Origin of the sequence: Paraburkholderia phytofirmans (assembly GCF_046028095.1) — a bacterium.
Lineage (GTDB): Bacteria > Pseudomonadota > Gammaproteobacteria > Burkholderiales > Burkholderiaceae > Paraburkholderia > Paraburkholderia phytofirmans_A.
Window position 1 is genome coordinate 23,241 of record NZ_JAQQDJ010000002.1, and the last position, 13,845, is coordinate 37,085.

Genomic DNA, 13,845 nt, shown 5'->3' on the forward strand with positions numbered 1-13,845 from the left:
TGCCAATGAGTAGTGTTCCAGCCGTCGCCCAATCCCCTGCCACGTCGCTCAAGGCGGAGTACAAAGTGGCCAAAGCCCAACTGCTGGAACGCTTCAGGACGGCCACCAACGTCGACGCGTTGATGGCCTCGTTGGCGCGCGCCACCGACGACTCCCTGCGCGCGGCCTGGAACACCTGCGAACTGCCGGCCGAGCTGGCGCTAGTGGCCGTGGGCGGTTACGGGCGCGGCGAACTGGCGCCGCATTCCGACATCGACATTCTGGTCCTGCTGCCCGACGCGCCGATCGAGCATCTCGAAGCGCGCATCGAACGCTTTATCAGCCTCGCCTGGGATTTGGGGCTGGAGCTCGGCAGCAGCGTGCGCAGCGTGTCGCAATGTCTCGAAGAAGCCGCCAACGACGTCACGGTGCGCACCTCGCTGCTCGAGGCACGGCGCATTACCGGCAGCGCCGGGCTGTTCGACGACTTTGCGAAGCGTTACCGCGAAGCGCTCGACCCGAAAGCCTTCTTCCAGGCCAAAGTCCTGGAAATGCGCCAGCGCCACGCGAAGTTCCAGGACACGCCCTACTCGCTCGAACCCAATATCAAGGAAAGCCCCGGCGGCCTGCGCGATCTGCAGTTGATCCTGTGGATCACCCAGGCGGCCGGTTTCGGCAGCAGCTGGCGTGAACTCGAAGCACGCGGCCTGATCACCGAGCGCGAGGCGCGCGAGCTGCGCCGCAACGAGAGTTTCCTGAAAGCGTTGCGAGCCCGGCTGCATGTGATCGCCGGGCGTCGTCAGGACATCATGGTGTTCGACCTGCAAACGGCGGTGGCCGAGAGCTTCGGCTACAAGCCGACCGCGACCAAGCGCGCGAGCGAACAGCTCATGCGCCGCTATTACTGGTCCGCCAAGGCGGTCACGCAGCTCGCCACCATCCTGATCCAGAACATCGAAGCGCAACTCTTCCCCAGCACGAGCGGCATCACGCGCGTGCTGTCGGACCGCTTCGTCGAAAAACAGGGCATGCTGGAAATCGCCAGCGACGACGTGTTCCAGCGCGAGCCGAACGCGATCCTCGAGGCCTTCCTGCTGTACGAACAGACGCCGGGCGTGAAGGGCCTGTCGGCGCGCACGCTGCGCGCGATCTACAACGCCCGCGACGTGATGGACCAGCACTGGCGGCGCGATCCGGAAAACGGGCGTCTCTTCATGGCCATCCTGAAGCAGCCGGCCGGCATCACCCACGCGCTGCGTCTGATGAACCAGACCAGCGTGCTGGGGCGTTACCTGCTGAACTTCCGGCGCATCGTCGGACAGATGCAGCACGATCTGTATCACGTCTACACCGTCGACCAGCACATTCTGATGGTGCTGCGCAATCTGCGCCGCTTCGCGGTGGCCGAACACGCGCACGAATATCCGTTCTGCAGCCAGTTGATCGCCAACTTCGACCGGCCGTGGGTGCTGTACGTCGCGGCGCTGTTTCACGACATCGCCAAAGGCCGCGGCGGCGACCATTCCACGCTCGGCATGGCCGACGCACGGCGCTTCTGCCGCAATCACGGCATCGAGGGCGAGGACGGCGAACTGGTCGTGTGGCTGGTTCAGCAACATCTGACCATGAGCCAGGTCGCGCAAAAGCAGGACACGAGCGACCCGGAAGTCATCAAACGTTTCGCCGAACTGGTCGGCACCGAGCGGCGCCTCACTGCGCTCTATCTGCTGACAGTGGCCGACATTCGCGGCACCAGCCCGAAAGTCTGGAACACGTGGAAAGGCAAGCTGCTGGAAGACCTGTACCGCGCCACGCTCGCCGTGCTCGGCGGCGCGCGGCCGGATGCGCATTCGGAGCTGAAGTCGCGTCAGGAAGAAGCGCTCGCGCTGCTGCGTCTCGAAACCGTGCCGGAAGGCGCGCAGAAGGCGTTGTGGGACAAGCTCGACATCGGCTATTTCCTGCGTCACGACGCGGCGGATATCGCGTGGCAAACACGTGTGCTGTACCGCCACGTAGAAACGCCGACGCCGATCGTGCGGGCCCGTCCGTCGCCGATCGGCGAGGCGCTTCAGGTGCTGGTGTACGTCAAGGACCAGCCCGATCTGTTCGCCGGCATTTGCGCGTATTTCGACCGCAATGGCCTGTCGGTGCTCGATGCGCGGGTCAGCACGACCCGTCACGGGTACGCGCTCGATAATTTCCTCGTCGCGCATACCGAAGAAGACGTGCATTATCGCGATATTGCGAATCTGGTCGAACAGGAACTGACCGCCCGCCTCACCGGTGACGGCACCCTGCTTCCGGGACCGTCGAAAGGCCGTTTGTCGCGGCTGTCGCGGACCTTCCCTGTCACGCCGCGCGTTGATCTTCGGGCCGACGAGCGCGGCCAATATTACATCCTGTCCGTGTCGGCGAACGACCGGCCAGGCCTTCTTTATTCGATCGCGCGCGTGCTGGCCGAGCATCGGGTCGGCGTCGCTTCGGCGCGGATCAATACGCTCGGCGAACGCGTCGAAGACGTTTTTCTGCTTGATGGACGCGGCCTCTCTGACAGCCGCCTGCAAATTCAGGTCGAGACCGAACTGCTGCGCGCGATCGCAGTGTGAGATTTCATGCGAGTCAAATTAACAGCCAAGCACCCGCGGCCGGCTTCGTCCGAACGCGCCCCTGTCCGTACCGGCAGCACGTCGGCGCGTAAGCCGACACGCCCGGCCGGACCCAGGCCGGCGACGCCGGCTCCTGGCGGGGCGCGGGGTGAACGCGCCGGCGCGGCCGGCGGCGGTAAGCGGCCGGCGGGTGCTGGCAAGCCGGCCGGTGCCGGCGCGCGTCCTGCGCGTCCGGCCAGGGCTGAAGGGTCGTTTTCGCGCGAGCGGGACGCTGGTGGCGCGGCGTCGGATCGACCGCCGCGTCGCGAGGGCACGGGTGGCGCGCCGCGCCGGTTTGAAGGCGGCGGCGATCGTGCTCCGCGTCGGGATGATGGTGAGCGTGCGCCGCGCCGGTTTGAGGGCGGCGGCGATCGTAGCGAACGCGCGCCGCGCAGGGCTGACGGTGAACGGGCTCCACGCCGGTTTGAAGGCGGCGGCGACCGCGCACCGCGTCGGGACGATGCGGAACGCGCGCCGCGCCGATTTGAAGGTGGCGCGGACCGTAGCGAACGTGCGCCGCGCCGGGCCGATGGCGAGCGCGGCCAAGGCGCTCCGCGCCGGTTTGAAGGTGGTGGCGAGCGGACTGGTAGCGCACCGCGTCGGTTTGAAGGTGCTGGCGACCGTGCCGGTAGCGCTCCGCGCCGTTTTGAAGGTGCAGGCGATCGCGGTGAGCGGGCTCCACGCCGTTTTGAAGGCGCAAGCGATCGGGCCGAACGCGCTCCGCGTCGCTTTGAAGGCAATTCAGATCGCGGCGAGCGCGCGCCGCGCCGTTTCGAAGGCGCTGCCGACCGCAATGACCGGGCGCCGCGTCGTGAAACCGGCGACCGAACCGAACGCTCGCCGCGTCGCTTCGAAGGCAGCACGGATCGCAGCGATCGCGCGCCGCGCAGCTTCGACGATCGCGCCCCGCGCCGCGACGACGGCGAACGCCGTCCGTTCAGTGGAGCGCGTCCGGGCGCAGGCCGTCCGTCGGAAGGCGCTCCGCGTGGCGAGCGTCCGGAACGCCGTGAACGCGACGCGTCCGACCGTCCGCGTTTCAGCAGCGACCGTGGCGCGCCGCAAGACCGCCGCGGCGGCGAGCGTGGGCCGCGCAACGATAGCGCGCCGCGCCGTTTCGAAGGCGAGCGCGGTTCATCCGAACGTGGCGAACGCAGCTTCGCCAAGCCCGTCAAAGCCGGCTTCAGCGACCGCGCAGACCGCCCGGCACGCGCTCCACGCGACGAGCGTGGCGAACGCGCCCCGGCCAAACGCGAATTCGGCGACCGTCCGGCGCGCAGTGCTGAGCGCAATGAACGCACCGAGCGTGGCGAGCGCCCGGCCCGCAGCTTTGACAAGACGCTGCCGGCCGCCGGCCGCCGTTTCGGCGACGACCGTCCCGCGCGCGCCGACAAGCCGCGTGGCGCGGCCCGAGCCGGGCGCGACAGCGAAATCGACGCCGCTCCGCGCACCCCGCGTCGCGATTACGAAGACGCGCCAGGCATGCTGCGCCTGTCCAAACTGATGTCCGAACTCGGTATGTGCTCACGCCGCGAAGCCGACGAGTGGATCGAAAAAGGCTGGGTGCTAGTGGACGGCGAGCGCATCGACACCCTCGGCACCAAGGTCCGTCCGGACCAGCGTATCGAAATCGACCCCGCCGCCGAGGCCGCGCAATCGAGCCAGGTGACGGTGCTGATCCATAAGCCGGTGGGACTGGTCTCAGGTCAGGCGGAAGACGGCTATCAGCCGGCCATCACGCTGGTCACGCCGGAGAATCGCTGGGAAGGCGATCACTCGGACATCCGCTTCTCCGTCGCGCATTTGCGCCAGCTTGCGCCGGCCGGCCGCCTGGACATCGATTCGACGGGCCTGCTGGTGCTGACGCAAGACGGCCGGATCGCCAAGCAACTGATCGGCGGTCATTCCGAGATCGACAAGGAGTATCTGGTGCGCGTGGCATTCGGCGAGCACACCACCGACGTCGAAAGCCACTTCCCGCCGGAAAGTCTCGAGCTGCTGTGCCACGGACTGTCGCTCGACGACGTACCGCTGAAGCCCGCGCAAGTGAACTGGCAGAACGGCGAGCAATTGCGTTTCGTGCTGCGCGAAGGCAAGAAGCGCCAGATTCGCCGCATGTGCGAACTGGTCGGCCTCGAAGTGATCGGCCTGAAGCGCGTGCGCATGGGCCGTGTGATGCTCGGCGCGCTGCCGCCAGGCCAATGGCGTTATCTGTCGCCGGACGAGTCGTTCTGAAGCCGCAGGACTGACTGACGCATCAACAAAAAACCCACGCAATCAATCGCGTGGGTTTTTTTATCCCTGCGCTGCGCCAGGCCTAAGACGCCAGCGCCGCAGTGCCCCAGGCAGCACAAGCCACTTCAATCGTCGCTATTCGGATCCATATCCGGAAACAGCACTTCCGTGAAGCCGAACTTCGCGAAGTCGTTGATCCGCATCGGATACAGCTTGCCGATCAGGTGATCGCACTCGTGCTGGACGACACGCGCGTGAAAGCCCTCGGCGACACGGTCGATCGGCTTGCCGTACTGATCGAAGCCGTGATACTTGATCATCGAAAAGCGGCTCACCGCGCCGCGCAGGCCCGGCACCGACAGGCAGCCCTCCCAGCCCTCCTCCATATCCAGCGAGACCGGCGTGATGGTCGGGTTGATCAGTACCGTTTCCGGCACCGGCGGCGCGTCCGGATAGCGCTCGTTGTGCCCGAAGCCGAAGATCACCACCTGCAGATTCACGCCGATCTGCGGCGCGGCAAGGCCCGCGCCATTGGCGTCGTGCATGGTCTCGAACATGTCTTTGACGAGCTCATGCAGCTCGGGCGTGTCGAAGTGATCGACCGGATCGGCAATGCGCAAAAGGCGCGGATCGCCCATCTTGAGAATTTCGCGGATCATAACTGCCCCTCCAGGAGCTTACGCATACCATCTTCGTCGAGTACGGGAACGCCGAGTTCCTCAGCCTTCGCCAACTTGCTGCCCGCGTCGGCGCCCGCCACCACATAGTCCGTTTTCTTCGATACGGAGCCGGCCACTTTCGCGCCGGCCGCTTCCAGCATTTCCTTCGCCTCTTCGCGGGCAAGGCTCGGCAAGGTGCCGGTCAGTACGACCGTCTTGCCGGCCAGCACGCCTTGCGGCGCCTTCGGCGCGGGCGGGCCTTCGGGCCACGTGACCTTGCCCGGCGCGCGCAACTGCTCGATCACCGTGCGGTTGTGTTCCTCGGCGAAGAACTGATGGATTGATTCCGCAACCACCGGCCCTACGTCGTTGACCTCCAGCAAGGCTTCGACCGAGGCGTCCATGATCGGGTCGAGCGAGCCGAAGTGCCTGGCGAGATCTTTCGCCGTGGATTCGCCCACATGCCGGATGCCGAGCGCGTAGATGAAGCGCGCCAACGTGGTGTGCTTGGCCTTTTCGAGCGAGTCGAGCAGATTTTGCGCGGACTTTTCGGCAAAGCGGTCGAGTTCGGCGAGCGTCGCAAACCCGACGTTGAACAGATCGGCTGGCGTGCGCACGAGGTTCTGCTCGACCAGTTGGTCGATGATCTTTTCGCCGAGCCCGTCGATATCCAGCGCGCGCCGCTGCGCGAAATGCCAGAGCGCCTGCTTGCGCTGCGCGGGACAGAACAGGCCGCCGGTACAGCGCGCGATCGCCTCGTCCGGCAGGCGCTCGATATTCGAGCCACACACCGGGCACTGCGTGGGCATCACGAATTCGCGAGCGTCGGCAGGACGACGGTCGAGCAGCGCGCTCACCACTTCGGGAATCACGTCGCCGGCGCGCCGCACGATCACGGTGTCGCCGATGCGGATATCCTTGCGGCGCACTTCGTCTTCGTTGTGCAGCGTGGCATTCGTAACCGTCGCGCCGCCGACGAACACCGGCTCCAGCCGCGCTACCGGCGTGATCGCGCCAGTCCGGCCGACCTGCACGTCGATTGCGACGAGTTTCGTCAGCGCTTCCTGCGCGGGGAATTTGTGCGCCAGCGCAAAGCGCGGCGCGCGCGACACGAAGCCGAGCGCATTCTGCTCATCGCGCCGGTTGACCTTGTAGACCACACCGTCGATGTCGTACGGCAGCTTCTCGCGTTTCTCGCCGACGCCGTGGAAAAAGCCCAGCAAGCCCTCGGCGCCCTGCACCACTGCCCGCTCGCTATTCACCGGCAAGCCGAGTTCCTTGTACCAGTCGAGCAGTTCGCTATGCGTGGCTGGCATCTCCATGCCTTCGAGCACGCCAATGCCATACGCAAAAAACGACAGCGGCCGCTGCGCGGTGATCTTCGAATCGAGCTGCCGCAAACTGCCCGCCGCGGCGTTGCGCGGGTTGGCGAATTCCTTCTGTTCCGCGGCCCGCTGGCGCTCGTTCAGGCGCTCGAAATCGCGCTTGAACATCAGCACTTCGCCGCGCACGTCGAGCACGTGCGGCACGCGTTTTCCCTTGAGCTTGAGCGGAATGGAGCGAATCGTGCGGACGTTTTCGGTGACGTTCTCGCCGGTCGTGCCGTCGCCGCGCGTGGAGGCTTGCACGAACGCGCCGTCGACGTAACGCAGCGAGATGGCGAGGCCGTCGAATTTCAGCTCGGCCGCGTAGTCGACCGGCACCGGCGGCTCGCTCGCGTTCTTGCCGAGCGCGTCGCCGACGCGCTTGTCGAACGCGACGATGTCTTCGTCGGCGAAACCGTTGTTCAGCGACAGCATGGGCTGGTCGTGCACGACCGGCTCGAAGCCGCTCGCCGCCTCGCCGCCCACGCGCTGGGTGGGCGAATCCGGCACGATCAGGTCCGGATGCTCCGTCTCGATGCGCTCCAGCTCCTTGAACAGCTTGTCGTATTCCGCGTCGGGCAGGTCCGGCTGGTCGAGCACGTAGTACGCGTAGTTGGCGCGTTCGAGTTCCGCGCGCAGCCACGCGGCACGCTCAGCCGGGGCGTTGGTTGCGGGATGTGAGGCGGAGGTTCGGGCCATGCTGTCGGAAGGTTCTTCAATGAAGTTCAGACATTGGATTATCGCAGGAAGCGTGCCCCTTTACATCGGCCGAATGGCCAGTTTTGGCGCGTTGCGCGCCGGCTCGAAATACGCACGTGAAGCCGCGGCCTGAAACGACGACGGCCGCACATCGTGCGGCCGTCGGAGACAACGATAAAACGTAAAAAATTTACTGACTGAACAACCGCCGCGTGGCCGGCGAGCCTGCCGGAATGCCCGCCTGTTCGAGCTTCGCGTAGAGCGTCATCAACTGTTTCTCGATGGCGAGCAGCGCGGTTTCCGGCAGCGGACGGCGGCCGTCGTCGACCACCCGCCCGCCGATGCGCTCGGCCAACGATTTCGCGTAGTCGCACATCAAACGGAACGGCAGAATGTCTTCATCGGCCACCGGCACGTCGAGCACCAGCGTGATCATCTGGCCGCCCTTGTAGGTGAGATCGTCGCGCAAAAAATTGGTGTCGCCGAATTGCAGCATGAACACCGGGCTTTGCTTCGAGTCGAGCTTGACGAAACGCGTGCCGTCGCGCGAGAGCAGCAGGCCGTCTTGCGACGCGACCGCCTGCACGTAGTTGGCCGACCACGGCGCGCCGTCGGAGAGCACGTTGATCGACAACTGCGCGTCGCACTGCGCGGCAAAGCCGTCGAGCTCGCGCGCCATCGCGACCGTTTCGAGCATGTCGGGAAATTCCGGCGCGGCATCCAGCGCGTCGGCGAACTGCTGCACGCCGGTCACAAACTCGGAAAACTCCAGTTCGTTAAGAGCGCCACTGCGATTGGCCAGTTGCGCGGCCGCGCGCAGTTCTTCGTAACGCGCGCCGTTTTGCAGCAGCTCCCACGCGCCGCCTTCGAGCTTGCCCTCGATATGCACCGGCTTGCTGCCCGCGCGGCGCAAACGCTGCGCGAGCGGAATCACCTTGTCGCCCGCGACCGGACCGTTCAAACGGACCAGCACGATACAGTCGATGCGGCGATCGACGATAGCCGGCGGCGCCGACGAGATCGTCGTAGCAGCGGGCAGAATCGGCTCGACCGGCTCGCCGGACTGGCGGGCTTGCGCGGTCTCGGCGCTCGCGTCGCGTTCGGCTTCGGCCACGCCCTCGGCTTCCGGATAGCCGTTCGGCGTAGTCGTCTCGGCCTGAATATCGGCCGCCGTGTCGAGCGGCGCCGTGCCGGCCGCCTGGCCGCCGAACGTCGGCTCGACGCGCGCCGCCGTGGTTTGCTCCGCGGCTTCGGCGCCCACCACCGGCTCGCGCCGCGTGGTCGGCCGGGCCGGTTCGATGAACGGGCTCTGTTCCTCCTGATCGTCCCGCGCGAGATTTTCGGCGGTGTCGGCCGGCATCGGCCGCGGCATCTTGCGGCGCACCTTCGCGCTCTGCCACGCGTTGTACACGACCACGCCCCCGACCACCACGGCACCCGCGCCGATCAAACCGAGTGTCAACTCGTCCATGCATGCTCCATCAGCAATTCTTTTATCTGCGCGGCTCTGCGCCCGCTCCACGTGTCGCGCGACCACCGGCCGCTGCGCTGAACGCGGACACCCGCGAGGCTCAATTCAAATCAAACTCAAACGATATTCTGGGCGAAACCAGCGGCCGATTCCATGTCGACGGCAACGATCCGCGACACGCCCTGCTCCTGCATGGTCACGCCGATCAACTGCTGCGCCATTTCCATCGCGATCTTGTTGTGCGAAATGAACAGGAACTGGGTTTTGTCCGACATTGCCCGCACGAGGTTCGCGAAACGTTCCGTGTTGGCGTCGTCGAGCGGCGCGTCCACTTCGTCCAGCAGACAGAACGGCGCGGGATTCAACTGGAACATCGCGAACACCAGCGCGGTCGCCGTCAGCGCTTTTTCGCCGCCCGAGAGCAGGTGAATCGTCGAATTCTTCTTGCCCGGCGGCTGCGCCATCACCTGCACGCCGGCGTCGAGAATTTCGTCGCCGGTCATGATCAGCTTCGCCTGGCCGCCGCCGAACAGACGCGGGAACAGTTCGCCGAAATGATGGTTCACCTGGTCGAAGGTGCCTTGCAGGAGCGTGCGCGTTTCGGCGTCGATCTTGCGGATGGCGTCTTCGAGCGTTTCGATCGCGCTGTTCAGGTCGGTGGATTGCGCGTCGAGGAACGACTTGCGCTCGGTCGCCGCCTTCAGTTCGTCGAGCGCGGCCATGTTGACCGGACCGAGCGCGGTGATGGCGTTGTTGATGCGCGTGACTTCGCCTTGCAGGTACGACGGCTTCATGTCCGGCGTGAGCTTGGCCTGCAATTGCGCCTCGTCCACACCGGCCGCGGCGAGTTGCTCGATGAACTGCTCGCCGTTCAGGCGCGCCGCCTGTTCCTTCAATTGCAATTCGTTGATGCGGTCGCGCAGCGGCTGCAGCGCGCGCTCGGCGGTCAGACGTGTTTCGTCGGCGGCACGCAGCTTGGCGGTGAGATCGTCCAGTTCGAGGCGCGCGGCGTGCAGCGCTTCTTCTTTGACCGCGCGAATGTCGAGCGCGTCCTGCAAGCCGGTGTGCGCGGTCTGCTCGTTGATGGCTTCCAGCTCGGCGCGCGCATCTTCCAGCGACGCCGCGACACGCTCGCTCTGCTCGTGCGCGACCTGGATGCTGCGCTTCAGTTCGTCGATGCGGTTCGCCATGTTGCGCGCGGCGAAGCGCGCGTCGGTGGCGGCGCGGTCGAGATCGCGCGCCTGGCCGCGAGCGGCGGTGAGTTGTTCGTCGAGCGCCTCGAAGGCCAGTTGATGATCTTCGAAACGCGCCTGCAATTCGGCGAGTTCGCCATCGTGACGCTCGAAGTTTGCTTCCGACTCCGCGCGCATGGCGCGCTGCTCTTCGATCTGCGCGGTGATCTCGCCGAGTTCCTCGCGAATCTGCGTGCTGCGCTGGGTGTAACGCTCGTGCGCCTGGGTGAGCTTGAGCACGTCCATTTGCAGGGCGTGCACGCGCTGCGTGGCGCGCTCGGCCTGTTGACGCACATCGGTCAACACCTGGGCGGCTTGCGTGTGCGCGGCTTCGGCGCGGATCGCGGCGGCCTTCGCTTCGTCGGCGAGCAAGGCTTGCGCGCGAACCTGGCGCGCCAGATTTTCGATTTCCTGCTGACGGGCCAGCATGCCGGCCTGCTCGGAATCGGCGGCATACAGTTGCACGCCGACGCGCGTCACCACGTGCCCCGCCTTGACGACGAACGAGCCGCCTTCCGGCAACTGCGAGCGCATGGCGAGCGCCTGCTGCAGATCGTCGGCGACGAATGCGAGGCCGAGCCAGTCGTTCAGCACCGCGCGGATGCCCGCGTCGTCGATTCGTACCAGCGACAGCAGCGGCCGCAATGCGGGCGGCGTGGCGGCAGGCTGACCGGCGACAGGCGGCGCATAGAAGGCGAGCTTGGCGGGCGGCGCGTCGGTGGCGAAGGCCCTGACCCAGTCGAGGTTCGACACTTCCAGCGCGGCGAGCCGCTCGCGCAGCACGGCCTCGAGCGCGGCTTCCCAACCGGCTTCGACGTGCAGTTTCTTCCACAAACGCGGCAGGCTGCCCAACTCGTGCTTTTCGAGCCACGGCTGGATCTTGCCTTCGGTCTGGACGTTTTCCTGCAACTGCTTGAGCGCGGCCAGGCGCGCGTCGAGCTGATGAATCTGGGCGCTTTCCGCCTGCACGCGTTCTTGCGCGGTGCGGCGTTCGCCGTCCAGACGCGGCAGGGTTTCCTGCGCGTCCGACAGACGCGTTTGCGCGTCGTGCAGGATTTCCTCGTGCTCGGCGAGCTGCATGCGCAGGTCTTCGAGCTGCGCTTCGTCGGGGGCGTCCAGACCGCCCGCTTCCGACTTCAGGCGCTCATGACGCGCCTGCAGTTGCTGCAATTGCTGGTCGGCATTGCGCTGATGCGCGGCTTCGAGCTTGAGCGCCTGCTCGGTCTGCGCGATACCACCGCGCTCCGCGTTCAACTCCGTTTGCGCATCGCGCCAGCGCGCTTCGAGCGCGGGCATCGCGTCGTGCTTGGCGGCGGCTTCCTCTTCGGCGATTGCGGCTTTTTCTTCAGCGACGGCCAGTTGTTCTTCAGCGTCTTCGAGATCGTCCTGCGCTTTTTGCGCTTGCGACTGCCACTGCTCACGCTGCGCGTTCAGCGCGGCGATCTGCGCCTGCACGCGATTGCGCGATTCGACGATGAACTTGATCTCGGCCTCGAGCCGGCTGACTTCTGAATTCGCCTCGTAGAGCGCGCCTTGCGCGCCTTGCATTGCGTCGCTGGCGGAGTAATGCGCGACGCGCAGCGTTTCGAGTTGCGCTTCGACTTCGCGCAGCTTGGCGGTGTGCGCTTCGAGATCGATCTGGGCCTGTTCGATCGCGCGCTGCTGACGTTCCTGCTCGCTGCCGGCTTCGTTCTTGCGCAACAGCCACAGCAGGCGCTGCTTCTCTTCGCCGTCGGTCTGCAGTTCCTTGTAACGCGTGGCGACCACGGCCTGCGCTTCCAGTTTCTCCAGATTCGAACTGAGTTCCCGAACGATATCTTCGACCCGCGTCAGATTTTCCCGCGTGTCGTGCAGACGGTTCTCGGTTTCGCGGCGGCGTTCCTTGTACTTCGACACGCCCGCGGCTTCTTCGAGAAACACGCGCAGCTCTTCCGGCTTCGCCTCGATCAGGCGCGCGATCATGCCCTGCCCGATGATCGCGTACGCACGCGGCCCGAGGCCGGTGCCGAGGAAGATGTCCTGAATGTCGCGGCGGCGCGCCGGCAGATTGTTGATGTAGTAGCTCGAGGTGCCGTCGCGCGTGAGCACGCGCTTCACGGCGATTTCGGCATACTGCCCCCACTGGCCGGCGGCACGGCCGTCTGCGTTGTCGAACACCAGTTCGACGCTGGCGCGGCTGCCGGGCTTGCGCGCGGTCGAGCCATTGAAGATCACGTCCTGCATCGACTCGCCGCGCAGCTCGGAGGCGCGCGATTCGCCGAGCACCCAGCGCACGGCGTCGATGATGTTGGACTTGCCGCACCCGTTCGGTCCCACCACGCCGACTAACTGGCCAGGAACCTGGAAATGCGTGGGATCGACGAATGACTTGAAGCCAGCGAGTTTGATCGAGGTCAGACGCACGGCGATTTCGCTGTTTGAAAAGGGAGAAAAATAGGTGGCTCGTGAAGGCCGCGCCAGCCGTTCGCCGACAGAGCGACACGGCCCGCGAACCCTCGCGCCTCGGGCGCCGGCTTCATGCGTTGAAGCATGCGCCGGCTAATGAGGGGCAATCATACCATCGCGCGTGGGTGGTTTTTGCCGTCCTTACGGTCGTCGAGTCCGGCATCGCGCCCGTCAGCCAGACCGGCCTCCTGAATGGCCGGATCGGGCGGCATGGCCTTGGTCCGATGCACCCAGCTGGACAGCGCCGAAGCCAGCACGATGCACACGCCGCCCGCCCATTCGCGCGGACCTGGCGTCTCGCCGGCGAACAGCCACGCGGACAGCGCCGTGACCACGATCTCGAACAGCATGATGATCGACGCGCGATTGGCCGGCACGCGCGACAGCCCGTACTGCACCAGCATATTGTTCGACGCCAGCAGAAAGCCGAGACCGAGCACCAGCCAGACGGCCGTGCCGAGATGCGCGCCGGTGGGCGGCGCGGGCATCGCCTCGAACAACGAGGCACAGGCACCGAACAGCGCCGCGCCGCCGAAGATCGTCGCGGTGCGCATTTCCGGCTTCATGTCCGGCAGCACGCGGCTCGTCTTGAGAATCAACACGTTGCTCATGGCGAAGCCCATGCCGCCCGCGAGGCCCGCCCATTCGGCGAGATTGCCGGGCACCGGAATGCCCAGTTGCGGCGACCACAGCATGGTCATCGCGCCGGCCAGTGAGAGCGCGGCGAGTCCCGCGCCCGCCCAGGTCAGCCGCTCATGCAGGATGAAATGCGCGAAAAGCGCGGTCCATGCGGGGGTGAGATAGAACAGCAGCAGTACGCGCATCACCTGGCCGTGAATCGAGCCCCACACGAAGCCGAGATTGGTGATGCCCGCCGCCAACGCAAGAGCGGGCAGCAGCCAGTGCCAGCGCACGGTCTTGAGCGCGCGATAGCGCACCAGCAGCACGAACAGGCAGCCGGCGCCGCTCGTCAGCGCGCTCGCCGCCGTGCCGGTCACACCGAGCGCGTTCAGCATGCGCAAGGGATACCAGATCATCCCCCACACCGACGCGCCGAGCATGATCGCGAGCGTCGGCCAACCATTGCGAAGCCAGTTGGTCATGGTGCGGGGCTCCTTG

7 protein-coding genes are annotated in these 13,845 nt (G+C 66.0%); 2 read left to right on the forward strand and 5 right to left on the reverse strand.

Annotation, left to right across the window (positions count from 1 at the left end):
• Positions 1-5 precede the first annotated feature (5 nt).
• A complete protein-coding gene (locus PQR54_RS04590) occupies positions 6-2,585 on the forward strand; it encodes a [protein-PII] uridylyltransferase (RefSeq protein WP_408244269.1) in 2,580 nt (859 codons plus the stop codon).
• A 6-nt stretch (positions 2,586-2,591) separates the two neighbouring features.
• The gene (locus tag PQR54_RS04595; protein WP_408244270.1) at positions 2,592-4,856 is read left to right on the forward strand and encodes a pseudouridine synthase; all 2,265 of its coding nucleotides are present in this window, start codon (positions 2,592-2,594) and stop codon (positions 4,854-4,856) included.
• Positions 4,857-4,981: 125 nt separating this feature from the next.
• Here the strand turns inward: PQR54_RS04595 and def are convergent, their stop codons facing one another.
• The 5 genes from def to PQR54_RS04620 all read right to left on the reverse strand — a co-directional run bounded on the left by def (position 4,982) and on the right by PQR54_RS04620 (position 13,829).
• Positions 4,982-5,515 (reverse strand): peptide deformylase, encoded by a 534-nt coding sequence (gene def / locus PQR54_RS04600; protein WP_012433453.1) that lies wholly within the window; start codon positions 5,513-5,515, stop codon positions 4,982-4,984.
• A complete protein-coding gene (gene ligA / locus PQR54_RS04605; RefSeq protein ID WP_408244271.1) occupies positions 5,512-7,578 on the reverse strand; it encodes an NAD-dependent DNA ligase LigA in 2,067 nt (688 codons plus the stop codon). Before ligA ends, def begins: the two co-directional genes overlap by 4 nt.
• 190 nt (positions 7,579-7,768) lie before the next feature.
• Positions 7,769-9,049 carry a cell division protein ZipA C-terminal FtsZ-binding domain-containing protein gene (locus PQR54_RS04610; protein WP_408244272.1) on the reverse strand — a complete coding sequence of 427 codons (1,281 nt, stop codon included), beginning with the start codon at positions 9,047-9,049 and terminating at the stop codon, positions 7,769-7,771.
• 116 nt (positions 9,050-9,165) lie between these two features.
• Positions 9,166-12,684, reverse strand: a complete 3,519-nt coding sequence (gene smc / locus PQR54_RS04615; protein WP_408244273.1) for a chromosome segregation protein SMC — start codon at positions 12,682-12,684, stop codon at positions 9,166-9,168.
• 149 nt (positions 12,685-12,833) lie between these two features.
• Complete coding sequence (locus PQR54_RS04620; protein ID WP_408244274.1) at positions 12,834-13,829, reverse strand: DMT family transporter; 996 nt, start codon at positions 13,827-13,829, stop codon at positions 12,834-12,836.
• Positions 13,830-13,845 lie beyond the last annotated feature (16 nt).